Source organism: Paraphotobacterium marinum, assembly GCF_002216855.1.
In the GTDB taxonomy this organism is placed as follows: Bacteria; Pseudomonadota; Gammaproteobacteria; order Enterobacterales; family Vibrionaceae; genus Paraphotobacterium; species Paraphotobacterium marinum.
The window spans coordinates 1,217,793-1,242,702 of sequence record NZ_CP022355.1; the positions used below are offsets into that span (position 1 = coordinate 1,217,793).

Consider the following 24,910-nt stretch of genomic DNA (forward strand, 5'->3'; position numbering starts at 1 on the left):
CATGTTGTGAAAAATTCATTAAACAGCTCCAGTGAATTAATAGGACAAATCAATTGAAAAAATTAAACCAACTTTTAAATAATCTTCCTAAAAATATCTTTTTGACCGGAGTTTCAACAGATGTAGGGAAAACATATGTAATGAAACTCATCATAAAAGAATTTCAAAAAAATGGAATAAATGTTGCAGCCTATAAACCTATATCTTCAGGACATTCGGAGTTCGATAATAAAAGTGACGTAAATCAAATATTAAGTGCTTTAACAAACACACAACATTATAAAGATATAAATACGTATACTTTTACTATGCCAGTTTCTCCACATCTAGCTTCTCAAATTGAGTCAAATCCAATTGATGTATCAAAAATAGATGAGAAGTTGGAAAATTTAAATAATAAATATGAATGTGTGATTATTGAGGGTGCGGGTGGATGGAAAGTTCCTTATTCATCTGAAGGCTTTATTTCAGATTGGGTCACAAAAAACAAATTTCCAGTTATTTTAGTTGTAGACAATAAGTTAGGGTGCATAAATCATGCATTATTATCAGTAGAGTCAATTGTGAGTTCTGGTAATTGTTTAATTGGATGGTTTATGAATCACACATCTGAAGTTGATGAAATTATTGCTGATGAAAATATAAAATTCTTAGAAAAACATATTTCAGCTAAGTTTTTAGGCGTTATAAAGTTTAATCAAGAATAAAAAAGCCTCTAAATGAGGCTTTTCAAATTTGTCTATACTGACAAAAGCTATCAATCGTTGTTAGCAAAACCTAAAATACTTAATAGGCTAATAAACAAATTATAAATTGAAACATATAAAGTTACAGTTGCTGAAATATAATTCGTTTCACCACCTCGAATAATTGCTTGCGTTGTCAGAAGTATCGCCATTGTTGAAAATATCGCAAATAAACTACTTAAAACAACATGGAAAATTGGCATTTGTATAAAGAAACTAGCTATCATACCTACAACTAAAACAACGAATAAAGCAAGCATCAGTCCGCCGAGAAAAGATAAATCTCTTTTTGTCGTTAAAGCATAAGCAGATGCTGCCAGAAAAGATAGAGCTGTAGCTCCTAAAGCTGGCATAATTATACCACCAAGACCGGCAGTTACATATGAATTTAAAATAGGTCCGAGTGTATAACCCATAAAACCAGTAAGAGCAAATGTAAATAATAGCCCAAGAGAGCTATTCTTATTTTTTTCTATTAAAAACAACAATCCATAAAATCCAACTAAAGTAATTATAATACCTGGATAAGGAAGCTGAAATGCGAAAGAAACGCCAGCAATTACAGCTGAAAATAGTAAAGTTAGGGATAACAGAAAATAAGTATTTCTGAGTACTTTATTTGTTGCAATCACACTTTGGTTGGAAGAACCGCGTGTAACTATTCTCTCGTTCATAAAATTCTCCTTGCAATAGTCTACATACTTAGACAAGAATTGTGGTTAAAGTTCAAAAAATCAAGTTTAATTATAAAATAAATTTTAAAATATAGGGTTAAGTTTAAAATATTATTTGATCAAGAAAAATTCTGGTCCTATCATATTTTGGATTTTCAAAAAATTCTTTGGGTTTATTTTCCTCTATAATTTCACCCCTGTCCATAAATATTACTTTATCAGCAACTTCTTTAGCAAATCCCATTTCATGAGAGACAACAATCATAGTCATTCCTTCATTTGCCAATTCAATCATTACATCTAAAACTTCCCTTACCATTTCAGGATCTAGAGCAGAAGTTGGTTCATCAAAAAGCATCACTTCTGGAGTCATGGCAAGCGAACGAGCAATTGCTACTCGCTGTTGTTGTCCTCCTGACAATTGACCAGGATATTTATTTGCTTGCTCTGGTATTTTAACGCGTTCCAAATAAGACATTGCAATCTCTTGCGCTCTTACTTTTGGAATTTTTTTTACCCAAATAAGACCTAAACTACAGTTGTCTAGGACACTTAAGTGAGGAAATAAGTTAAAATGCTGAAAACACATTCCTACATTTTTTCTTACTAACTCAATATTTTTTAAATTGTTATTAAGTTTCGTGCCTAAGACATTAATCGTTCCTTTTTGGTGTGTTTCTAAATAATTAATACATCTTATGAGAGTTGATTTCCCTGATCCAGATGGACCACATATGACTATCTTTTCGCCTTTTTGAACTCTCAGATTTATATTTTTGAGTACGTGAAAAGAATCATACCATTTGTTCAAACCGGAAATTTTTATTACATCATCCATTGCTATTAATCCTTTTTAACTTGATTTTTTTTAAAATTATTTTTTAGAGTTTGTGTCTAGTTTTTTTTCTAGATAGTGACTATATCTAGACATTATGAAACAGAAAAACCAAAAAATCATACCTACAAAAAGATAACTCTCTGTTGAAAAGCCTAACCAATTTGGATCATTATTTGCTGCCTGACCAATCCCTAATACGTCAAACATACCAATGATTAAAACTAAACTTGTATCTTTGAAAAGTCCAATGAATGTGTTAACAATTGAAGGTATCGAAATTTTTAAAGCCTGCGGTATAATAATAAGAAAATTAGTTTTCCAATATGTTAAGCCGAGGGAACTTGAAGCTTCATATTGACCCTTAGGTATGGCTTGCAAACCACCTCTGATAACCTCTGCCATGTATGCGGAACTAAACAAAATAACCCCAATCAGGGCTCTAGATAATTTATCAATTTCTGTGCCTGAATTTAAGAAAAGTGGAAGCATTACTGAGGCCATAAAAAGAACTGTAATTAACGGAACCCCTCTCCAAAACTCAATGTATATTATTGATATACTTCTAATGATTGGCATTTTTGAGCGTCGTCCGAGAGCAAGAATGATCCCAAGAGGAAGAGAAACAATTATTCCTGATACGGCAATAACAATTGTTATTAGTAATCCGCCCCAAAGATGAGTATCTACTTTTACTAACCCCAAAAAACCACCATATAAAATAATAAAGCTGAGTATTGGATATGTTAAAATTGAAAATATCTTAATTTTATTTGGGGTTTTTGATAAAATTAAAATAAAAAATATTGTTGATAAAGCAAAAAAAACATTTACTCTCCAAATAGATTCATCAGGATAAAACCCATAAATAAATTGTTGAATTCTAACTAAAATAAAAATCCAACAGGCACCTGAACTGTTGCACTGCGCTTTGGTGCTACCTAACCAATCTGCATTTATTAATGCCCAATTTAAAAAATAGTAATATTATAAATTACTAATATACTAAGAATGATAGAGATAATACCGCTTGTAAATGAGTAAAATAAATTTTTCTTTAACCAGTAAATTAAGCCATGAGTTTTTTGGGGTGGGGGCAAGTCTGGTTTAAATATATGTTTTTTCATTATTTATCTCTCTATTAAGGATATTTTTTTATTATAGATATTCATAATGACTGATGTGAGTAAGCTTAGAGTTAAATAAACGCCCATAGTCATAAAAATAATTTCAATAGCCTGACCTGTTTGATTTAAGGTTGTTCCTGCAAAAACAGATACTAAATCAGGGTAACCAATTGCCATAGCTAATGATGAATTTTTTGTAAGGTTTAAATACTGACTTGTTAAGGGAGGGATAATTACTCTTAGAGCTTGTGGAATTATAATTAATTTTAAAATCTTGTTTTTTTTAAGACCAATTGAGTAAGCTGCTTCCCACTGACCAAGACTTATTGAAGTAATACCTGATCTCACGATTTCGGCAATAAATGAAGCTGTGTACAATGAAAGTGCAATTAAAAGTGCTGTTAGTTCAGGTAGTAAACTGATACCCCCAGAGAAATTAAACCCTTTGAGAATTGGTTTAGTAACGTTGATATCTATGTTAAAGGTGAAGATAGAAATTAAAGGTATACAGATCAAAATAAAGAGTGAAATTAATAATGCAGGTACTTCTTTTCCAGTTTTATTTTTATAATAATGTACATATTTATACCAAATGAAAATTAAAATGAAGCTAATAAATATACTAAATAATAAAACTTGGTATCCATTTATTATATCTAAAGATGGCAGATAAAGTCCCCTTACGTTCAAGAATACAGACTCTCCAACATTAAAGCTATTTCTCGGAGAGGGGAGCGTTTGTAAAACAGCAAAATACCAAAAAAAAATTTGAAGCAGTAAAGGGACGTTACGAAATATCTCTATGTAACATGTTGCTAATTTTTTTAGTAACCAATTATTAGACATTTTGGTAATACCAATCAGAAAACCCAGTATTGTTGCAAAAAATATTCCTAAGATTGACACTAATACAGTATTCAACAAACCTACTAAAAAGGTATCGCCATATGTATTATTTTCCGAATAGTCAATTAATGACTGCGATATGCCAAAACCAGATTTTTCAGATAAGAAATCAAAACCAGTTGTAATTCCTCTTGAGGATAAATTAGAAAATGTATTATTTAAAATGTAATAAAAAAAATAACAAATAATAATTACACAAATTATTTGAAAAAATATAGCCCTTGCTTTTTGATTGTAGATTAATTTCACTTTTCCTCCTTAAAAGTAAAAATTAAAAAGGATGATTTAATATCATCACTTTTTAATAAAATTTTTATTACCTAATTGGAGGCGCATATTGAAGACCCTGTTTTGTCCATAAGTTATTGAGTCCTCTATCGATTTTAAGAGGGGAGTTCATGCCAACCGTTCTATTAAAAATTTCACCATAGTTGCCAACTTGTTTTATTATTTGATATCCCCAATCTTGAGGTAAGTTCATGGATTTATGATGAGTTGATCCTGTTCCTATTAATCTCTCAACATTTGGATCCGTAGATTCTTTCTGCATTTTATCAACATTTTTTGAGTTTATATCTAGCTCCTCCGCATTAACCAAGGCAAACAACGTCCACTTTACAATATTAAACCATTGATCATCGCCTTGTCTTACAACTGGTCCTAGTGGTTCTTTGGAAATAATTTCAGGTAAAATTTTTACAGTATCTGGCTTATTCATTTTTAATCGTAAGGCATATAATGCAGATTGATCCGTAGTTAAAACATCACAACGACCAGCTTCAAATCCTTTAATAGTTTGATCTGCTGTATCATAAACAACAGGCTTGTATTTCATTTTATGTACCCTAAAATAATCAGCTAGATTAAGTTCTGTTGTCGTACCAGATTGCACACAAACTGCAGCCCCGTCAAGTTCCTTTGCACTATTAACACCAAGATCTTTTTTGATCATAAATCCTTGGCCATCATAATAAATAATACCAGTAAAATTTATTCCTAAAGATGTATCTCTATTTAATGTCCAAGTTGTATTTCTTGATAATACGTCTATTTCACCACTTTGCAGAGCTGTGAATCTTTCTTTAGCTGTTAGTGGTATATATTTTACTTTATTTTTATCTCCAAGAGCTGCAGCCGCAACAGCTTTACAAAACTCGACATCTAATCCCTCCCATTGACCTTTTGCGTTAGGGTTTGAAAATCCAGGTAATCCAGCGCTAACTCCACAATTTAGATACCCATTTTTTTTTACTTTTTCAAGTGTTTTTGATGCATACACATTGAACGAAAATAAAGCCGTCAATACTAGTATTAAAGATACTTTTTTGACTTTGAATAGATTCATAAGTTTATCCTTGTATTAGTCGTTAAATTACTTTATTAAAATTTTAGTATAAGGTTTATTTTCAGTTACAATAGATAAAGATGTTGATTTATATCCAATTTATTTTTTTAATTTTATACATAAATTGAAAAATTGAGAGTAATATTGAAGTTATTAAATAAATTTGATAAAATTATAAGTGTTCAGAGGTCGTACTAATGCTTAATCAACTTAACCCGAGAGATAATATACCATATTTGTATAGACAGTTTTTTGGATGCTTGTCTGAATGTGAAAACTTTCTCGGTGAAATTGACTTTTCTTACTCTACTCGAATCATTTTTTCTACAGATAATAGTATTTATCAAAAATTACCTATTGCAGTTCTATATCCAAAATCTGAAGAAGATATCATTATTTTATCAAATTTACTCTCTAAACAAGAATTTAGTGAAATTTTTTGTACATCAAGAGGGGGAGGCACCGGGACTAACGGACAATCATTAAATAGAGGAATTATTGTAGATTTTTCTAAGTATATGACTAAAATACTCAATTTCAATTTAGCAGAAAAGTGGGTTGAAGTTGAAACAGGGATCGTGAAAGATAAATTAAATGATTTTTTAAAGCCTCATGGCTTATTTTTTGCCCCTGACACATCTACCAGTAATAGAGCGACTATTGGTGGTATGATAAATACTGACGCCTCTGGTCAAGGTTCCTTAAGATATGGTAAAACCTCTGATAATGTATTGGGTTTGAATGTTGTTCTTCCGAATGGTCAAAAATTAGTTACTTCAAAAATTAACACAAACTCTCCTATAAAAAATGAAACTTTAGAGTTTAATTTTTCTAAAAAAATACTTGGATTGTGCAGTAACAATAGAACAGAAATAAAAAAATATTCCCAGATTTGAATAGATTTTTAACAGGTTATGATTTAAATAATGTAACAAACTTTAAAGATCAAGTTGACTTGTCAAAAATATTTTGTGGTTCAGAAGGTACATTAGGATTTGTTACAAAAGCGCGATTAAAATTAATAGATATACCACAAAGTAGAATTTTATTTAACATTTTATTTGACACTTTTGACTCAGCATTAAAGAGTGCTCCAACTATGCTTGATATGAAAGCTTTGTCTGTTGAAACGATAGACTCTAAAGTCTTTAACTTAGCAAAAAAAGATAATAGCTGGAGAGACGTTAAAGCAATATTAGATCCACATGATAGTGTGAATTTTGGAGTTATTAATGGTATTAATTTTGTTGAATATGCATCGAATGACCCTGAAGAAAATGAAGTACAAGCTCAAAACATTTGTAAGTATCTCGATGAAGTCATCAAAAATGGAAAGAGTGGTATTAAATCATATTCTATATGTAGAGATGAAAAAAGTATTCTTTCGATTTATGGTATGCGTAAAAAAGCAGTTGGGTTGTTAGGGGCTGTTAAGGGATATAGAAAACCAGTCCCTTTTGCAGAGGATACCTGTGTTCCTCCTCAAAATTTACTAGATTTTATTCTCGAATATCGTGCATTACTTGATCGTTATAAACTGGATTATGGTATGTTTGGACATGTTGATGCAGGTGTTTTGCATGTCAGGCCTTGTTTAGACTTAACAGACGAGAGTGATGAAAACTTATTAAAAACAATTTCAGATAGTGTGGTCGAATTAGTATGTAAATATAATGGCTTAATGTGGGGGGAGCATGGAAAGGGTTATCGTTCTGAATATGTTGAAAATTTTTTTGGTACGAAATTATATAATGTTTTAAGAATGGTAAAGACGCTCTTTGATCCACATAATCAGATGAATCCAGGAAAAATTTGTAGCTCATTTAATTCAAATGTTGAAATTGTGAAAGTAATTGATCACAAAAAGAGTTTTTATGACAAACAAATAAGCATTAATACTCGAACTAGCTTTAAAGAAATATTTGAATGTAATGGCAATGGCTTATGTTTTAATTATGATTCTCAAAATATGATGTGTCCTTCATGGAAAGTTACGAATAATAGAAGTTACTCCCCTAAAGGAAGAGCATCTTTGTTTAGGGAATGGATAAGACTAATCACTGTTTCTGGACAAAATATCTCAGTCCTCGAAAAAAAGTCTAGCTTTTGGAATTCTTTCTACAATTTTTTTCGTAAAAAAAGACAAAATAATCTAGCAAATGATTTTTCTCTTGAAGTGAAGCAATCAATGGATGAGTGTCTTGCTTGTAAAGCCTGTTCATCACAATGTCCAATAAAAATTAACATTCCAGAATTTCGCTCCAGATTTTATAATATTTTTTATACTAGGTACTATAGACACATATCAGATTATGCAATAGTCTCAATTGAGAAGCTTTTTAATTTTATTAATTTTAAACCTAGCGTGTTTAATAGGTTAATTAGTTTGAATTTCACAAAAAAAACATTAAAAAATTTTTTTGGTTTGGTTGATTTGCCTAAAGCATCTAATCCATCAATAAGAGATTACAAGAAAAAATATCCTAGTTTTTTTTATGATTCAACAAAAAAAATAGAAAACATAAATGGAAATTATGTATTCATTCTACAAGATGCCTTTACATCTTTATTTGACGCAGAATTGATTATTGAGCTTGCTCAATTTTTAGAAAAATTGAACTTTAATCCAGTTATCTTACCATATAAAGCATCTGGAAAAGCAGCGCATGTTAAAGGCTTTTTAAACCATTTTAAAAAAATAGCTGAAAAAAATATAAATTTTTTGAATCAATTTAAAAAAAATAACATCCCAATTATAGGATTAGATGCTGCTACAGTCTTACTCTATAGGGATGAGTACAGAAAGTTGATTGGTGAAAAATTAGAAGTTGAAATTCAATTAATTAATGAGTTTTTATTTGAAAGGCTAAATGAATTAGAACTGCCACATATAGAAAAAAAAGATTCGGTTGAGTATTACTTATTTACTCATTGTACTGAAAAATCAAATTTAATTGACTCAGATGTTTTTTGGAAAAAAATATTTGCTAAGTTTGATTTAAAATTAAATCCGATTTCTACGGGGTGTTGTGGTATGGCTGGAACATATGGTCATGAAAATAAAAATTTTGAAAATTCAAAAAAATTATACGAATTAAGTTGGAAAAAATATATTGACGATATTCCCAATGAGTCCACTGTAATATCAGGGTACTCTTGTAGAAGTCAAATAAAAAGACTTGAAGGACGAAAAAGTTTACACCCATTTCAAGTGCTTAATAGATACCTGAACTAATTTAATATTGTAAAATAAGTTAAAAAAATATAAAATTGATGATTAAATGAACAGGATTTGTTCATGTTACAAACAAATACAGGGATAAGGACAAAGTGATGTTTGAGTGTGGTATTAAATTTAAAAACACAAATTTTTTCTTCAATAATGTTGATTCAGCCATTGGGTTTTTAGAGCACGAAATTTTAAATAATTGCAATGATTTTATTGATGCCAATATTAAGCTAAATACTTCCAAAAAAAATTATGAATTTTTTTATGAAAACCCTAACAACCTTTTAGAAGATTTGATGAATTTATAATAGATACCCATTGATTGAGAGCATTATTGTATGTTATATCTTGATAATGTGACTTGATTAATGGATACTATTTAATGAATATTTTCGAATTTAATTTTGATGGACTGGTTGGGCCTACTCATAACTATAGTGGTCTTTCCGTTGGGAACTTAGCTTCAGGTTCACACAAAAATCAAATGTCAAATCCCAAAGAAGCAGCTCTCCAAGGTCTTTTAAAAATGAAAGCCCTACATGATCTTGGTTTTAAACAGGGTGTACTACCTCCACAAGAAAGGCCCAATATAGCCGTACTAAAAAGTCTAGGCTTTGAAGGCACAGATGAATCTATCATTACACAAGCTTTTAAGTCATCACCAGAAATTTTGTCTTGTGTAACATCTGCTTCTTCAATGTGGACAGCTAATGCAGCTACAGTTTCTCCCTCATCAGATACTGCTGACAATAAAGTACATTTTACACCAGCAAATTTAAACTCAATGTTTCATCGCTCCATCGAACATAAAACCACATCAAAAGTACTTAAGAAAATTTTTGCTGATAATAATTATTTTGTTCATCATAATGCATTACCTTCAGTATCTCACTTCGGTGATGAAGGGGCTGCTAATCATACCCGATTTTGTAATAATTATGGTGATAAAGGTATCGAATTTTTTGTTTTTGGTCAATATGCCTTCGATAAAAGTAAATTAAGGCCTAAAAGCTTTGTAGCTCGACAGACTTATGAAGCCTCTCAGGCAATTGCCCGTAAACATAAACTAGATCCTAGATTTGTAGTTTATGCACAACAAAACCCAAATGTAATTGACCAAGGTGTTTTTCATAATGATGTCATCTCCGTTGGAAATCGAAATATTTTATTTTGTCATGAAGAAGCTTTTTTAAATAAAGCAGAGATATATAAGTCATTAACACAAAAAATAGATTTGGGTATTATTGAGGTACCAACTAACAAAGTTAGTGTTAAAGATTGCGTGCAATCATATCTATTTAATTCTCAGATTATTACACAGAATAAAATAAACACTATCGTACTTCCTGAAGAATCTCGTAACAACCCAAGAGTATGGAGTTTCATAAACGATATTCAATCTGACCCTCATTCTGGAATTGATGAAATTAAAGTATTTAATTTAACCGAAAGTATGTCTAACGGTGGAGGACCAGCTTGTTTAAGACTTCGTGTTGTTTTGAATAAAAAAGAACAAGAAGCAATGAACTCCGAAGTAATTTTGAATGATGAAAAGTATAATGTACTTGTAAATTGGGTCAATAAATATTATAGAGATCAATTGGTTCCGAATGATTTAAAAGATCCACTTTTATTAAATGAGAGTCGAGCTGCTTTAGATGAACTGACTAAAATATTATGCTTGGGAAGTATTTATGATTTTCAACAAATCTAACTTTTTTATTTTTAGTTAAAAAAGGTATTTAGGGATGAATTATATATCCCTAAAGTCAATCAAATCACGTCTTCTTAACACTCGCTCTCATAATCAACCCGAATATTGTCGCTTTTTAAAATACTTTCTGTATGATTCGATTTAATAATCGTTATGATAATCATTATTATTATCATTTCAAACTTAAGAAAATTGAATTTTTATGGAAACACTATCAAATATAAATAAAGAAATCATAGTGCATAATTACAAAAAAAATTTAGGGTAAAGTTTTTAATATTATGTGTAGCTTTAAGTATTATTTTTTTGTTACTCGATATTTTAATTGGTTCAAAAAGTTTATCCTTGAGCCAAGTTTTTTTTGCATTAATGAATCAAGATAATTCTCCCTCGTCTATTATAGTTTGGGATATCCGTATGCCAATGTCTTTGATGGCGCCTTTAGTGGGTGGAGCTTTAGCTGTATCGGGATCACAGATGCAAACTACCTTAAATAACCCATTGGCTGATCCTTATACATTTGGTTTATCAGCAGCTGCGAGCTTAGGTGCGGGGTTAGTAATCACAAATGTTATTTATATTCCATCCATTCCTCAAGTTTATCAAATAAGTGCAATGGCGTTTATTTTTTCTATAGGAACAATGTTAATTTTGTCTTTTGTATCTAGTATTCCACGAATTTCTATTGAAGGTGTAATGCTTTGTGGGGTTGCATTGATGTTTAGTTTTGATGCTTTATTGATAATGGTTCAATATATTGCGAGTGATATGCAACTCCAAACATTAACATTTTGGAAAATGGGTTCATTAGCAAGAGGTTCGTGGCTTAAAATTGGAGTATTAGTAATCATCATACCTATTATTTTATTTATTTTACTAAAAGATTCTTGGAAATTATCTATTTTAAAAATGGGTGACAACAGAGCCCAATCCATGGGCATAAATGTGAAATATTTACGAACTAAGAATTTGTTATTGATATCTATTTTGACAGCACTTTCAGTTTCATTTGTAGGAGCAATTGGATTTATTGGACTTATAGCACCACATATAACGCGTATGTTAATTGGAGAGGATCAACGTTTTTTTATTCCAGCATCTTTTTTAATTGGTTCAATATCTTTAGAGCTTGCATCTATTGCATCTAAAATAATATTACCTGGTACTGTTTTACCGTTAACTGTTGTCATGTCACTGGTCGGTGTGCCTTTTTTAGTTTTCTTGATTATTAAAAGTGGAGGTAAATTCTGATGTTGTCTATTTCTTCCATTTCAAAAAAAATTAGAAAAACAAATATTTTAAATAACTTTACATTACCTCCTATTTACGAAGGGGAAATAGTCACTATATTAGGTAAGAATGGTGCAGGTAAATCAACCTTTTTAAAAGAACTTATAGATTTAATCGGTAAAAAAAAACCAGTAGCTAAAATTAATTCTTCAGTTGTGTCTTATGATGATGTGGGGTATTTACCACAGAATTATAGTATTCCGTTATCAGTTACAGTTCTTGACTTACTAATAACAACTTTAAACTTGCACAATAAATCGTTATTGACGAAAAAAAATAGTTTAGAACATTCTATTAAGATCTTAAAACAAATCGATATCACTCATTTAGCGAATAAATACTGTAACCAACTTTCAGGTGGTGAAAGTCAGCTTGTTGGCTTAGCTTTAGCTTTGATTAATAACCCTAAAATAATTATTCTGGATGAGCCCACCTCAGCATTAGACTTAAATAATCAATTACTTTTAATGCATTTTGTGCACGATTATATTAAAAAACACAACATTTATGGGTTAATGGTAGTTCATGACATTAACTTAGCAATACAATTTTCAGATAAAGTTGCAATTATAAAAAATGGTGAATTATATGATTATGGAAATTTAAATATTATTGATCCAGCACTAATTAAAAATGTATTTGATGTAAATTCAAAAATTATTGTAACTGAAAAAAACCTATTTTATTTACTTATAAATAAAATTTATATGAAAAATCAATACCTAAACTTTAAATCTCACGAACGGAGGAACAGAAAAATTAAAAATGAAAATTACTAACAGCTTAATCCTTTAAAAGGAAAACAAAAAACAAAAAACAAAAAAACAAAAAACAAAAAAAGTATAAAATGAAAAATAAAAAATAAAAAATAGTAAATTAAAAATTAAGTTTATAAAATTAACAATTCTATCTGGGGTTATACTTTCTCTAAATGCGCAAGCAAGTATTACTTTTGGTGATCCAAACAAAACCTCAATTCTATGGGGGGGATATATAAGATCTAATTTAACAACTTTAGATAACGATATTAGTGGATCTCATATGAAAGGGATGACTTTTGATGATTATGAACACGCTTCAAAAGGGTCAGTGTATAATCTTAATTACATGAATACATACATTCAAGGAAAGTCCTATTTTTCAGAGCATTCATATGGCATTGGTTATTTTTACACAAGAATTTGGGGCAGTAGTGTTGGTGTTGCTCCTAGATCTTTATATGCGGGTATTGGTGATGACCGGTATGGCCAATTAGTATATGGATTTATGTATGGAGCGTTATCATGGGGGGAATATGGAAATGTTGGTCTTAATTGGGATTGTCGTTCAGCAACATCTATAATACCTCAGCCCTTTCAAAAAAGAACAAAAAATACAATCGGTTATAATTTTAATCAAGGCAATTTTTACTTAAAAAGTACTTTCTCTCTTAGTGATGGGAATTATCACGAATCTGAGCTTAAAATTGGAAGTAATAACTCTGGTTACAAAGGAGCTGATCAAGTATTTTTATCATACGCATTAGATAATACAGGTGTCACAATTGGTGGGGGAGGTGGCTTTGCACAAATTAAAACACCTGAAGGTAATTATGGCACAGCTTGGATGACTGAAGCAGATCTAAAATATTCAAATAGTAATTGGTTTTTTGGACAAACTTTTATGCTAGGTAAAAGCATTACTTCAGGGATTTCTGGAATCGATCAGACAGGACAATATGTTTTTGGTAAAGCTACTAATCAAGCAGATCCTATGATTCCAGATCCTAACCCTATTAAATGGGGGACTTCTTTAGCAAGGTTTGCCGCATCTATAACAGGAATAAAATATACCTCTGGTCAACATCAAATTGGTTTAGAATATGATTATGGCCAGTTTTACGATTATGAAAACTCGGAAAATTTAAAAATAGATTCAACGAAAAAACTAAACCTTACCGGTTCAAATGATGCCATCAACCAAGTACTCCTAACATATAATCATGTTTGGAATAAGCACATGTCTGCTGGAGTTGAATATATTTATGACTTAATCTCTAAGAAAAGCTCGTATCACCAAGGAAATGGACTTTATGCTCAAGTCCAATACACTTGGTAAAAATATAAAATAAATAAAAACACCAAATTACACTTAGAGCTGATCTTTTCTTATTTTATTTGGTTAAGCCTATTTTTAAAACAATTTATCATGAAGTTGATTAATGATTTCTACTGATATTTACACTCTTTTGTTCAAATAATTGTTTTGATTTTTTATGTATTACTATTGAGTTAAATATAAAAAATAACTATCGGATAAATAGGTTATCAGTTTTAGTAAGTAGGATTAAAATACTACCTCCATTGAGCATAATTTCTATTTTTCATAAAGAGGTAGCTTTTCAATTTTTTTGGATAAATTAATTAATTAATTAATTAATTTATACTGTTCTCTCAAGATAGATATAATTTCTTCTCTTGGAGAGTCAATTATTGATATTTTGTTTCCAGTTATTGTTTCAGCGATATCTAGATAAGTTTTAGATACGCTATTAATTAGCTCTTGTGGTAAACGAAGAGTTTCAGCTAATTTTGTACGTTCTTCCATGCGATCTTTATTTACAATAATATCCTTTTGATCTTCATTTACGAAATTAAGAAGAGCTTGTCTAAATTCTTCTTTTGAGTTTTCAACTATGACGCCATTTTGATATTGTTCTTTGTCCCAAATTCTCGAAGAATCAGGTGTTCCAACTTCATCCATATATATTAGTCTTTCTTCGCCATTTGAGTTTTTTGCGTAACCAAATTCAAATTTTGTATCCACAAAAATTTGAGAAACTTTGTTTAATTCATCGCTAATTAAATCAAACCCTTCCGTTAAAAGTTTTTCATATAAATTAACATCATCAGCTGATTTAAAATTAAAGGCCTCTAAATTATTTACTATATCTTCTCTAGTAATATTTACATCATCTAACTCGGGTACATTTGGTATGCCCTTTAAGATACCTTTCGTTGAAGGTGTAATTAATAGTTCAGGTAGTTTTTGATCTTTTTCCAAATGATCGGGAATTTGTATCCCACAAAATTCTCTTTCGCCCTTAGCATATGAACGCCACATTGAACCAGTGATGTATTGTCTTGCAATAGCTTCTACCATAAGTGGTTTAGCTTTTTGTACAATCCAAACAAGAGGGTGAGGAACATCTAAGATGTGACTGTCAGCTAGGTTATTTTCTTGAAATAGTTTGAACCAATGAGCAGAGATTGCATTGAGAGCCGCTCCTTTCCCTGGAATACCATTTTTCCATTTGGACCTTTCCAGTGACACTCAAAGGCTGATAGACGATCGCTTATTATCATCACTGCCAAGTCAGAATCAGGAGATACATTATATCCTTTTTCTCGAATCAATCTTTGGCTATCTTCTTTTGTTAACCAGTAAACAGCTCTGACTTTTCCACTATGAATTGGCTGATCTGTTTTTATTGGAAAGTCATCATTTTGAGATAATATAAAGTTGTGTTGACTCATTTTACTACCTTTTTTTGGAATATTTGTAAACAAGAAATAATGCTTATGATAATGGTTTTTTAAAAAAAGCAAACGATTGCTTTAAATAAATATACTTAGAAAGTTTTTTTATATTAGGTGGGTTTAAAAAGAAAGCCTCTTAACTTATCTTTATTAAGAGGCTTTCTTTGCGGTAATTACAATTAAATAACTTTAATTACTAAAGACTAGATTTTTTAAAACCAAAGTAAGAAATCATAGCCATACAAAGAGCAGGTATTATCCAAACAAGAGAAAAGCTTGGAACTTTATCAGCTAAGAAGCCAAGTATGACTGGAATTATACCTGCACCAACAATCATCATGACCATAAATGAAGAAGCAATTTTTGTGTCTTTTCCAAGTCCTTTAATTCCAAGAGCAAAAATAGTTGGATATGAAGGAGCTAAGAAGAAGAATGCGACTGGTATTGACCATATACCGAACCATCCTGGTAAAACAACGGCAGCCAAGCAGGCAATTACACCTAAAGCATTAAACATCCCGAGCACATTTCCATCTTTATTTGTATTTTTTAGGATATAGGTTCCTACAACCCTTCCAGAAATTGCTGCAATTGCTAGCACTGACGCTAAAAATGATACATGACCAGGATCTGTGTTCAATTCAACTATTGCATATCTTAAAAAGAAACCCATCATACATGCCTGTGTTCCGTTCATCAGAAACATAGCTAATAAAGACCATCTAAAATGACTAAATTTCATAACTCTTTTAAATGTTGAAAAATATCCGTCGGATGATTCATCAAGAGCTTTAGTATGTGGAAATTTAATAAGTGCAAATAAAATAGATAGACATACAAGTAAAGCAGCCATAAAAATATATACAGGAATGCCTGAGGCTACTAACATATGGTGGTAATGTGTGGCGCTATCTTTAGGTAGTTTTGCAATTTCTTCAGCTGTTTTATAATGGGAACCCCCTATAATAATCATTGCTCCAACTGATGCGGTAGTTAAATTACCTACTTGATTAAAGATTTGAGCAAAATTAATTCTATATGAAGCTTGTTCTTTAGGCCCTAAAACAGTAGCTAATGGATTACAAGCTGTTTCTAGAAAACCACAACCAAGTGCTGTCGTTGTTAACCCACCTAAGAATAAACTTAAGGTATATGTATCTAATGCTGAAAAGCACAGCAAGGAGCCCAGAGCCATAATAAGAAAACCAATTATTATGGTTGACTTATATCCAAGTTTGTTCGCAATTAATCCAGCAATAATTGGTGCGAAAAAATAACCTATATAAAAATTTGTATCTAGTAACGATGTAGTGAAATTATTCATCATAAAACCAAGTTGAAGTTGTGGCATCATTATGGTCTGTAGATTATTTGGAATAGCCCAAATGAAAAAAGCTGAGCAAAGAACATAAAAAGCAAGTTTAGTGTTACTATTTGTATTTGTTCCCGAATGGGTTTGGCTTGTCATTGTTTGTGTTTTCATATTATTTCTATTACCTAAATAGTTTTTTATTGCAAATAATTTAAATGTTTTTTATGGGTTTTAGAAAGATTATGAACCAAAGTGTGTCATATTTAAAATTAAAGTGTTTTTTATATGCTTTTTATTTTATATGTTTATACTTTTATTTTTATTGTAAAAAAAAAGCTAAAATTATAAAAATTTTAGCTCTGATAAAGTAATGGTTTTTGAGACTATTTGTTTAAGAGGTCATTTAAATTTTTTACGTTTTTTGCAATAGTTGGCCAGTCATTTTCACTAATTGTTTTTGAGGGTGCGATCCATGTTCCACCACAGCCTATTACGCCTTTGATTGATAAGTAGTCCTTTAAATTACTAGGAGTAATGCCACCTGTTGGCATGATCTTTATATCTTTATAGGGTCCCAATAAAGAATTTAACATTTTAATCCCTCCAGATGCTTCTGCGGGAAAAAATTTCAAATACTTTAAATTAAAGTCTAAAGCAATTTCAATTTGAGATGGATTATTTATTCCAGGAATAATATCAATATCTTGTGACAAACAAAAATCGACTAGCTTTGGGTTAAATCCAGGAGTGATTACAAAATCTGCGCCAGCTTGAGTCGCATCTAGAACATTCTGTTTAGTTATTGCTGTGCCAGCACAGACCAGCATTTCTGGAAAATTATCTTTCAAACTCTCAATTGTTTTGGTAGCTGCACAAGTTCGATAAGTAATTTCTGCAGCAGGTAAAAAATTGTCTACTAAAGTTTTACCCAAATTAACAGCATCTGAAGCATTTTCAATTGCAATGACTGGTAAAACTTTTAAATTTTCAATTTTATTTATAATACTATTTTTCATGATTAATCTTCTTAAAATTTAATTTGATCTGTTATAGATGATGATATAATTGCACCTTTATGTTGGATAACTACACCTGCAATTTTATTTGCTCGCTCACAGCAATCTTCTAATGAAAGGCCTTTTATATAACCTGATAGGAACCCTGCATTAAATGAATCACCAGCTGATGTTGTATCTATAACATTATTAACTTTAATTGTCGGAACATGTTTTATTTGTTCGTTATTTCTTTCAAGAATATAAGAACCATTCTCACCATCTTTGACAATAACTGTTTTGACACCCATTTTGACCGAACGCCTAGCTGTTTGTTCAACGTCAACATCATCCCATATCTCTTTTTCATCATCAAATGTTATTAGTGCTAAATCTGAAATTTCCAGAATCTCCCTATAAGTACTTTTTACTTTTTCTTTAGAGTCCCATAATTTGGGTCTATAATTTGAATCAAAAATAATTTGAGTTTTTTTATTTTTCTTAAGAGACTTTAAAAACTTTACGAATTCAATTTTATCAGCATCAGATAAGATAGCTAAAGTAATTCCTGAAATGAAAATAAAGTCAAAATGATGTAGTTGATCAATTATTTTACCGAAATCTGGGTGGTGCATCATATGCTTAGCAGCAGAGTTATCCCGCCAATATGAAAAAGATCTTTCACCATTTTTATCAACTTCTATCATATAAAGACCAGTGCTATGCAATGGATCTGTCATGACTAAATCCGTTAAAACTCCATCATTTTTCCAGATATTTTTCATCTTTTCACTAATTTGATCATTAGACAAAGCAGAAATAAAGTGAGTATCAATATCTGACTTTGAAATTCTTGATAGGTATGTTGCCGCATTTAAGGTATCACCGCCATAACTTTGAATCATAGACCCAAAAGCTGTTCCTGATAGCTCGATCATACACTCACCGATAAAAGCTATTTTTGGTTTATTCATAAAGATTTCCTAAATTTCAATACCGTAAAAATCTTTTGATACATTAAAAAAGATATTTTCGATATCTGTTTGTATAAAAGAGTCACAAATTTTTTGAATAAAATAAATATGTTCATCGTATGTAGTTGCTAGCATGCAAACAGGCCAATCACTTCCAAACATGACCTTACTAGGAGTAAATGTTTCAAGTATAAAGTTGGAGTATCTTTCTATATTTGCCCAATCAACATTTTGATGATTTTCTTCAGTAGCCAATCCAGATAATTTACAAAAAACATGTGGAAAATTTTTTGAAATATATGATATGTGGTTAGCCCATGATTCCCATTCATTTTCTAACATATTTGGTTTCGCGATATGATTAATGACCAATTTCATGGGGGGTAGCTTGTGAAGAAGTTTGATAGTATTTTCCAGGTGGTATGATTTTATAAGAATATCATAGGTATAATCATACTTTGCTAATAACTTTATTCCATCCACAAACTTTTGGTCAATCATAAAGTCAATGTCTGGCTCGTCATGGATTACATGTCTAAAACCTTTTAACACTTTAAATTTTTTGAAAAATTGGAGTTGTTTTTCTAATTGGGGTGACTTAAGATCAATCCAACCAACAACTCCCTTGATTAATTCATCTTGTTCGGCTTGATTAATTAACCACAAAGTCTCATCCAATGATTGTCTAGCTTGTACAACAACACTTCCAACAACATTATGTTCTTGAGTTACATTTTTTAAATCATTAGGATAAAAATTATTTTTCAAAACTGACATTTCATTATCAATCCAAGGAAATTCACTTTGATTAAACTCCCATAGATGATGATGTGAATCAATCACTTTTAATTTATTATTTATATTTTGCTTTTGTTTTTCTAAGTACTTTTGACATTTTTCCATGCTATAAATTTCTGGAATTTCTGTCCATTTAGCTTTTGCGGATGCATCTGCATCAACTCCTTGAAAAGAACTTACGTAAGCTTCCCATTCCGACTGACGAGGCTTACTGGCTAATAAAGATAGATCTCTGTCAGCACAAAAAGAATCTGTGGTTCTCATTGTCATTATGATCATGTTTTCCACATGATACAACTCCATACCTAATATACCTACATCTTCCATACCTTTAACAATTTCAGGCCACATATTTTCAGGTTGGTGAATTTTAATGTATTCAGTGAGGTTAGTATTTCTTTCAATTTTTAAATATTTACAAAAAAATTTCATCTAATATTTCCTTTAAATTTTATTCATTTAAATATTTACTTGTCACAAGTCCACTTTTCGTGAGCTCAGACCAAAATTCAGATGGAATTTTATAATCAAGCATAGCGTTGATTTTCTCAATATTTTTAAATTTCATTGTATTTTGCATAACAGAAACAACGGCAGGATGAACAAACGGAAATTGAATTGCAGCTGTTGTAGGTGCAACATTAAATTTATGACACAAATCAAAAATTTGCTCAACTTTTTTTAATATATATTCAGGTGCAGGCTCGTAATCATAATAGGCTCCTTCTTTAGGTCCCGTAGCTAAGATTCCTGAGTTATAAATTGCTGCAGCAATGATTGATACATTTTTTTCAACACATTGATCTAGAAAAGATTCTGCCGTCTGCTCTAATAGGGTGTATCGACCAGATAGCATAAAGCAATCAAAATCAGCATATTTAAAGGTTTCCTGCTGAACTTGCCATTCATTCGTCCCAAGACCTATAGCTTTAACAAGTCCAGCTGATTTAAGCTCATCTAAAGCTTTATACCCACTTTCCATAGCTACTTTAAACAATTCTTTGTTTTTTTCTCCATGTGTCATAGAACCAATGTCGTGGATAAATAAAATATCTACATAGCTGGTGCCTAATCTTTGTAAGCTATCTTCAAAAGATCTCATGATGCCTGTATATGAGTAGTCATACGTTCTGTCAAATGGGCCAGCATTGACAAAGCCATCAATGGTACCTTTACCTATATTCTTATTAGGTTCTAAAAGCCGACCAACTTTTGTGGAAATAATAATATCACTTCTCTCAACGTCGAGTTCACTTAATGCGAGTCCAAGTCTTCTTTCGGATAAACCGGCCCCATAATGAGGAGCTGTATCAAAATAATTAATTCCAACTTCATGGCATTTTTTTATCACATCTATTGCATCGGAAGTTTTTACAGTTCTGTACAGATTTCCAAATCCACTAGCACCGTAACCAACATTACTGATTTCAAGGTTTGATTTCTTTATAATATTTTTCTTCATTTTACTACACTCTTTCTGATGCTAACTCAAATTTTTGAATAGTTGATACGGTTCCGTTTTTATTAATTTCTTGCATGAAAAGATATACTGTTTCTTTCAAGCCAATATATTGATTTAAGTCACAACCCCAAAAGCTTTGATTGGCTAGTGTCTTATTTGCAAGTTCTTCTAGGTCATTCTCAAATAGAGAATCATTTTCTTTAAAAAATTGCTCTATTTCAGTACTATCTTTTACAGGTGTTTTTATATCTCTAAAAGTACCTCTATAAAAAAGAATTAAACAAGCAAGGGAAAAAGCTATGTTTTTGGGGACTTCGTTAAATTTTTCAATATAATGAGTAAGTGATGGTAGAAGCCTTGTATGAAATTTTGAAATAGAATTCAAAGCAATTGCAGATAACTCGTGTTTAATATAAGGGTTTTTAAAACGTTTAAAAACATTTTGTGAAAAATCCTCTAATCGATCTTTGTTTAAAGATAAGGTTGGAATCACTTCGTCTTTAATCATATTTGATATAAATGAAAAAATTATTTCATCATCCATTGACTCTTTTACAGTCTTATTTCCTGATAAAAATGAAACAGGAACCATAGCTGTATGGGCACCGTTTAAGATACTTACTTTCTGTTCTTTATAGGGTTTGATATCGTCAACAATTTCAACATTTAAATTTACTTTACTAAGCTTAAGCTTTTCTTTTAAGAACTCAGGACCTTCAATTACAAATAAATGAAAATATTCTGAAGTAACCAGAAATTTGTCTTCGTAACCCAATTTTTCTTGCAGCTCTGAAATTTCATCTCGAGGATAGCCTGTCACTATTCTATCGACTAAGGTAGAGCAAACTGTATTGCTTGATTCAAACCAATTTAAAAAATCTTTTCCTAAGTCCCAATGATGAGCATACTTTTCAATACATGACTTCAGAAGTGGACCATTATTTTCATTTAGCTCGCATGGAATAAGAATCATACCTTTGTCTGGAGAAGCATTAAAGTATTTAAATCTATGGAATAATAATTTGGTTAATTTACCTGGAAATGTGGATGGAGGCATATCACTTAGATTATCTGATGCTTCAAACCTGATTCCAGCTTCCGTAGTATTTGAAAAAACCCACTCAAGCTCTGGATTTTCAAATGACTCTATAATTTTATCAAATTCACCATATGCCAATAATTCTTTATTAACACTTCTTATAATTTTTGTATCAACTACTTTTTGGCCAAGTTCGTTAATACCTCGCACAACCGATGTATATAAACCATCCTGACTATCTAGTTTGGGTTGAGGTGTATCAATAGGTCGCACAATCGTAACACCACTATTAAAATCTGTAGAAGTATTTAAGCCGTCAATAACCCAATCAACAAAGGCTCTTAGAAAGTTGCCTTCTCCAAACTGTATAATTTTTTCTGGGTATTTATTACCTGGAAAGTTTGTTCTATTTAATGTTTTCATATTTTAATTCCGATAGGATCTAGTCATCTTAATAATATTAAAGATTTTACCTAAAAATAAAATTCATAAAAACTTTATTTTTTTATAAATTAAATAATGTGCCTCATGCATCATAAAAGTGTTTTTTATATGATTTTTATATTTATTTTGATATTGTTTTGTTTTTTTGAAAATTATTAACTTGTTGATTTTAATAGATATTATTATCTTCTTGGGCTTGGTGCACAATATTAACATACTGATTTATAATGTTTTTTTTAATATAAATGTTATTGTTGTGAATGTATGAGTTTAATTGCTTTTAAAAATTCTAAAATTTAACATATTTACATTAAATTATTATTGAGGTCTAAAATGAAATCGTTTGTTTTAATCCATCCAAAGGATTCAGTTCTTATTGCTCTAAAAGATATGATTGAGGGAGATAAAATTAAAGATGTAGAACTAGGTTTTGATTTTATCCTAAAAGAAAATGTAACTCGTGGATCTAAGATAGCTATTAAAGATATGAACAAGTTTGATGTTGTTTTCAAGTACGGCTATCCGATTGGACAACTCACGGAAAATGTTCGACAGGGGGAAATAATTCATGTTCATAATATTAAAACATTACTTTCAGAAGAAGGTGATTATGTTTATAAACCTGAATTTAACAAAGTTAACGTTACTCTTCCTGAAAGAAAGATAAAAGCATATACCAGAGACAATGGTGAGATAGGTATAAGAAATGAACTGTGGATTATCCCAACGGTTGGATGTGTGAATGCTACAGCTCGCCAGATTATCAAAACTTTTGAAAGAGAAGTTGATACTTCTGTCATTGATGGAGTTCATTTATTTAGTCATAATTATGGATGTTCTCAATTAGGTGATGATCATGAAAATACCCGAAAAATTCTTGCGGATATGGTTAATCATCCAAATGCTGGTGCTGTTCTTGTGATTGGTTTAGGTTGCGAAAATAATCAAATAGATGCTTTTAAGGAGTTAGTAAGCCCTTATAATGAATCAAGAGTTAAATTTATGGCAGCTCAGAGAGTTGAAGACGAAATAGAACAGGGCGTTAGCTTGATGAAAGATCTTTTCAATTATATGAAAGACTTTAAAAGGGAAGATCATTCAATTGGTAAATTAAAGGTTGGCTTAGAATGTGGCGGCTCAGATGGTTTATCAGGTATTACTGCCAACCCATTATTAGGTCAATTTTCAGATTATTTAATTAACTATGGGGGAACTTCTGTATTAACGGAAGTACCTGAAATGTTTGGAGCAGAAGAAATTCTTTTTTCTAGATGTGACTCTAAAGAAGTTTTTAATGATGCCGTTGATATGATCAATGACTTTAAACATTATTTTGTTAAAAATGAACAACCTATTTATGAAAATCCTTCTCCAGGTAATAAACAAGGCGGCATTTCTACACTTGAGGATAAGTCCCTAGGTTGTACTCAAAAAGCTGGAGACTCAAATGTTGTTGATGTATTGAAGTACGGAGAGGTTTTAAAAAAGCCAGGACTAAATTTATTATCTGCACCTGGAAATGATGCTGTCGCAACTTCCGCACTGGCTGCTGCAGGTTGTCATTTAGTTTTATTCACAACTGGCAGAGGAACGCCTTTAGGTGGCTCTGTTCCTACCTTAAAGATTTCGACTAATTCGGATCTAGCGAACCGAAAAAAACATTGGATTGATTTTAATGCAGGTAGTTTAGTTGAAGACAAAAATATGGACGACCTTTTGATTGATTTTATTGATTTAGTGCAAGATGTTGCATCAGGTAAAGAGTCTAAAAATGAAATAAATGATTTCCGAGAGTTAGTTATTTTTAAGAGTGGTGTGACGCTTTAAAGTTTTTTGTTTTGAAATAACTTATTACATAGGCCTCTGTTATTAGAGGCCTTAAAAATTTGGTTGATTGTTCTAATTAGCTTGACTAAAATAACTCCACTAATATTATAAAGATATACGCTGGTAATAAGTTTAAGATGGTTCAAGATAAAGAAAATGTGTCAATTTTTGTGGACGTACAAAATATTTACTACACTTGCCAAGAGGCATTTAAAAGAAACTTTGATTACAATGCGTTTTGGTCTGAAATATCTCAAAGTTATAACATCATAGATGCATATGCATATGCAATCCAAAGAAATGAAATTAAACAGATACAATTTCAAAATATCCTAAAGGCCATTGGTTTCCAAATTAAGCTAAAACCTTTTATTAAAAGAAAAGATGGGACGGCTAAAGGAGATTGGGATGTAGGGATAACAATTGATATGCTTGATGCAGCAGAGACTTCGGATAGATTAATACTTCTGTCTGGAGACGGAGACTTTACCATTTTATTAGATACCATAAAAACTAAATTTAGAAAAAGGGTTGATGTTTACGGAGTTAATTCTCTCACTTCAAACTCCCTTATTAACAGTGCTAACTTATTTAGAACAATTGATGATACATTATTATTGAGATAGTAGGTGTTTGTTTTCGGTCATATATTTTTCTATGAAAAAAAACACATTT

General features: G+C 30.8%; 20 protein-coding genes and 2 pseudogenes. 10 read left to right on the plus strand and 12 right to left on the minus strand.

Going from position 1 to position 24,910, the window contains the following annotated elements:
- Positions 1 to 53: 53 nt before the first annotated feature.
- The gene (bioD, locus tag CF386_RS06370; protein WP_158522313.1) at positions 54 to 707 is read left to right on the plus strand and encodes a dethiobiotin synthase; all 654 of its coding nucleotides are present in this window, start codon (positions 54 to 56) and stop codon (positions 705 to 707) included.
- 50 nt (positions 708 to 757) lie between these two features.
- On the opposite strand, the gene CF386_RS06375 is transcribed toward bioD, so the two are convergent.
- From CF386_RS06375 to CF386_RS06395, 5 genes and pseudogenes are all read right to left on the minus strand, one after another.
- Positions 758 to 1,420 carry a Bax inhibitor-1 family protein gene (locus CF386_RS06375; RefSeq protein WP_089073562.1) on the minus strand — a complete coding sequence of 221 codons (663 nt, stop codon included), beginning with the start codon at positions 1,418 to 1,420 and terminating at the stop codon, positions 758 to 760.
- Between the two features lie 103 nt (positions 1,421 to 1,523).
- Positions 1,524 to 2,258, minus strand: coding sequence for an amino acid ABC transporter ATP-binding protein (locus tag CF386_RS06380; protein ID WP_089073563.1), 735 nt, complete (start codon positions 2,256 to 2,258; stop codon positions 1,524 to 1,526).
- A 36-nt stretch (positions 2,259 to 2,294) separates the two neighbouring features.
- A pseudogene (locus CF386_RS06385) lies at positions 2,295 to 3,382 on the minus strand (amino acid ABC transporter permease).
- A gap of 3 nt (positions 3,383 to 3,385) precedes the next feature.
- A complete protein-coding gene (locus tag CF386_RS06390) occupies positions 3,386 to 4,528 on the minus strand; it encodes an amino acid ABC transporter permease (protein WP_404824965.1) in 1,143 nt (380 codons plus the stop codon).
- A gap of 76 nt (positions 4,529 to 4,604) precedes the next feature.
- Complete coding sequence (locus tag CF386_RS06395; protein ID WP_089073565.1) at positions 4,605 to 5,633, minus strand: amino acid ABC transporter substrate-binding protein; 1,029 nt, start codon at positions 5,631 to 5,633, stop codon at positions 4,605 to 4,607.
- A gap of 197 nt (positions 5,634 to 5,830) precedes the next feature.
- Here CF386_RS06395 and CF386_RS13060 point away from each other — a divergent pair, with 197 nt between their 5' ends.
- The 7 genes from CF386_RS13060 to CF386_RS06425 all read left to right on the plus strand — a co-directional run bounded on the left by CF386_RS13060 (position 5,831) and on the right by CF386_RS06425 (position 13,963).
- Positions 5,831 to 6,529, plus strand: a complete 699-nt coding sequence (locus CF386_RS13060) for an FAD-binding oxidoreductase (RefSeq protein WP_225971691.1) — start codon at positions 5,831 to 5,833, stop codon at positions 6,527 to 6,529.
- The gene (locus CF386_RS06400) at positions 6,526 to 8,868 is read left to right on the plus strand and encodes an FAD-binding and (Fe-S)-binding domain-containing protein (protein WP_225971692.1); all 2,343 of its coding nucleotides are present in this window, start codon (positions 6,526 to 6,528) and stop codon (positions 8,866 to 8,868) included. Before CF386_RS13060 ends, CF386_RS06400 begins: the two co-directional genes overlap by 4 nt.
- Positions 8,869 to 8,966: 98 nt before the next feature.
- Positions 8,967 to 9,170, plus strand: a complete 204-nt coding sequence (locus CF386_RS06405) for a hypothetical protein (RefSeq protein WP_089073566.1) — start codon at positions 8,967 to 8,969, stop codon at positions 9,168 to 9,170.
- Positions 9,171 to 9,244: 74 nt separating this feature from the next.
- Entirely contained in the window at positions 9,245 to 10,576 is a 1,332-nt protein-coding gene (gene astB / locus CF386_RS06410) for an N-succinylarginine dihydrolase (protein ID WP_089073567.1), read from the plus strand.
- A gap of 306 nt (positions 10,577 to 10,882) precedes the next feature.
- Entirely contained in the window at positions 10,883 to 11,827 is a 945-nt protein-coding gene (locus tag CF386_RS06415) for a FecCD family ABC transporter permease (protein WP_225971693.1), read from the plus strand.
- Positions 11,827 to 12,645, plus strand: coding sequence for an ABC transporter ATP-binding protein (locus tag CF386_RS06420; RefSeq protein WP_089073569.1), 819 nt, complete (start codon positions 11,827 to 11,829; stop codon positions 12,643 to 12,645). The genes CF386_RS06415 and CF386_RS06420 overlap by 1 nt, the downstream gene beginning before the upstream one ends.
- A 262-nt stretch (positions 12,646 to 12,907) precedes the next feature.
- Entirely contained in the window at positions 12,908 to 13,963 is a 1,056-nt protein-coding gene (locus CF386_RS06425; RefSeq protein WP_089073570.1) for a hypothetical protein, read from the plus strand.
- Between the two features lie 309 nt (positions 13,964 to 14,272).
- On the opposite strand, the pseudogene CF386_RS06430 reads toward CF386_RS06425, so the two are convergent.
- The 7 genes and pseudogenes from CF386_RS06430 to CF386_RS06460 all read right to left on the minus strand — a co-directional run bounded on the left by CF386_RS06430 (position 14,273) and on the right by CF386_RS06460 (position 22,387).
- Positions 14,273 to 15,381 (minus strand): annotated as a pseudogene (locus tag CF386_RS06430) (phosphoribosylaminoimidazolesuccinocarboxamide synthase).
- A gap of 199 nt (positions 15,382 to 15,580) precedes the next feature.
- Complete coding sequence (locus CF386_RS06435; protein ID WP_089073571.1) at positions 15,581 to 16,867, minus strand: MFS transporter; 1,287 nt, start codon at positions 16,865 to 16,867, stop codon at positions 15,581 to 15,583.
- A gap of 212 nt (positions 16,868 to 17,079) precedes the next feature.
- Positions 17,080 to 17,712, minus strand: a complete 633-nt coding sequence (locus CF386_RS06440) for a bifunctional 4-hydroxy-2-oxoglutarate aldolase/2-dehydro-3-deoxy-phosphogluconate aldolase (RefSeq protein ID WP_089073572.1) — start codon at positions 17,710 to 17,712, stop codon at positions 17,080 to 17,082.
- Positions 17,713 to 17,723: 11 nt separating this feature from the next.
- Positions 17,724 to 18,665: a sugar kinase gene (locus CF386_RS06445; protein ID WP_089073573.1), complete on the minus strand. Its 942-nt coding sequence runs from the start codon at positions 18,663 to 18,665 to the stop codon at positions 17,724 to 17,726.
- A gap of 9 nt (positions 18,666 to 18,674) precedes the next feature.
- Positions 18,675 to 19,895, minus strand: a complete 1,221-nt coding sequence (locus tag CF386_RS06450; RefSeq protein ID WP_089073574.1) for an amidohydrolase family protein — start codon at positions 19,893 to 19,895, stop codon at positions 18,675 to 18,677.
- 19 nt (positions 19,896 to 19,914) lie between these two features.
- Positions 19,915 to 20,925: an aldo/keto reductase gene (locus CF386_RS06455; protein WP_089073575.1), complete on the minus strand. Its 1,011-nt coding sequence runs from the start codon at positions 20,923 to 20,925 to the stop codon at positions 19,915 to 19,917.
- Positions 20,926 to 20,929: 4 nt separating this feature from the next.
- Positions 20,930 to 22,387 (minus strand): tagaturonate reductase, encoded by a 1,458-nt coding sequence (locus tag CF386_RS06460; protein ID WP_089073576.1) that lies wholly within the window; start codon positions 22,385 to 22,387, stop codon positions 20,930 to 20,932.
- A 354-nt stretch (positions 22,388 to 22,741) separates the two neighbouring features.
- Here CF386_RS06460 and CF386_RS06465 point away from each other — a divergent pair, with 354 nt between their 5' ends.
- Positions 22,742 to 24,235 carry a UxaA family hydrolase gene (locus tag CF386_RS06465; protein ID WP_089073577.1) on the plus strand — a complete coding sequence of 498 codons (1,494 nt, stop codon included), beginning with the start codon at positions 22,742 to 22,744 and terminating at the stop codon, positions 24,233 to 24,235.
- A 137-nt stretch (positions 24,236 to 24,372) separates the two neighbouring features.
- On the plus strand, positions 24,373 to 24,861 hold the full coding sequence (locus tag CF386_RS06470) for a LabA-like NYN domain-containing protein (RefSeq protein ID WP_089073578.1): 489 nt from the start codon (positions 24,373 to 24,375) through the stop codon (positions 24,859 to 24,861).
- Positions 24,862 to 24,910: the final 49 nt, after the last annotated feature.

Coding starts and splice junctions, on each gene's coding strand:
- CF386_RS06445 (WP_089073573.1), bottom strand. CDS start 18,665: ATGAATAAACCAAAAATAGCTTTTATCGGTGAGTGTATGATCGAGCTA.
- CF386_RS06460 (WP_089073576.1), bottom strand. CDS start 22,387: ATGAAAACATTAAATAGAACAAACTTTCCAGGTAATAAATACCCAGAA.
- CF386_RS06455 (WP_089073575.1), bottom strand. CDS start 20,925: ATGAAGAAAAATATTATAAAGAAATCAAACCTTGAAATCAGTAATGTT.
- CF386_RS06470 (WP_089073578.1), top strand. CDS start 24,373: ATGGTTCAAGATAAAGAAAATGTGTCAATTTTTGTGGACGTACAAAAT.
- CF386_RS06420 (WP_089073569.1), top strand. CDS start 11,827: ATGTTGTCTATTTCTTCCATTTCAAAAAAAATTAGAAAAACAAATATT.
- CF386_RS06465 (WP_089073577.1), top strand. CDS start 22,742: ATGAAATCGTTTGTTTTAATCCATCCAAAGGATTCAGTTCTTATTGCT.
- CF386_RS06380 (WP_089073563.1), bottom strand. CDS start 2,258: ATGGATGATGTAATAAAAATTTCCGGTTTGAACAAATGGTATGATTCT.
- CF386_RS06375 (WP_089073562.1), bottom strand. CDS start 1,420: ATGAACGAGAGAATAGTTACACGCGGTTCTTCCAACCAAAGTGTGATT.
- CF386_RS06425 (WP_089073570.1), top strand. CDS start 12,908: ATGAAAGGGATGACTTTTGATGATTATGAACACGCTTCAAAAGGGTCA.
- CF386_RS06435 (WP_089073571.1), bottom strand. CDS start 16,867: ATGAAAACACAAACAATGACAAGCCAAACCCATTCGGGAACAAATACA.
- astB (WP_089073567.1), top strand. CDS start 9,245: ATGAATATTTTCGAATTTAATTTTGATGGACTGGTTGGGCCTACTCAT.
- CF386_RS13060 (WP_225971691.1), top strand. CDS start 5,831: ATGCTTAATCAACTTAACCCGAGAGATAATATACCATATTTGTATAGA.
- CF386_RS06405 (WP_089073566.1), top strand. CDS start 8,967: ATGTTTGAGTGTGGTATTAAATTTAAAAACACAAATTTTTTCTTCAAT.
- CF386_RS06440 (WP_089073572.1), bottom strand. CDS start 17,712: ATGAAAAATAGTATTATAAATAAAATTGAAAATTTAAAAGTTTTACCA.
- CF386_RS06450 (WP_089073574.1), bottom strand. CDS start 19,895: ATGAAATTTTTTTGTAAATATTTAAAAATTGAAAGAAATACTAACCTC.
- CF386_RS06395 (WP_089073565.1), bottom strand. CDS start 5,633: ATGAATCTATTCAAAGTCAAAAAAGTATCTTTAATACTAGTATTGACG.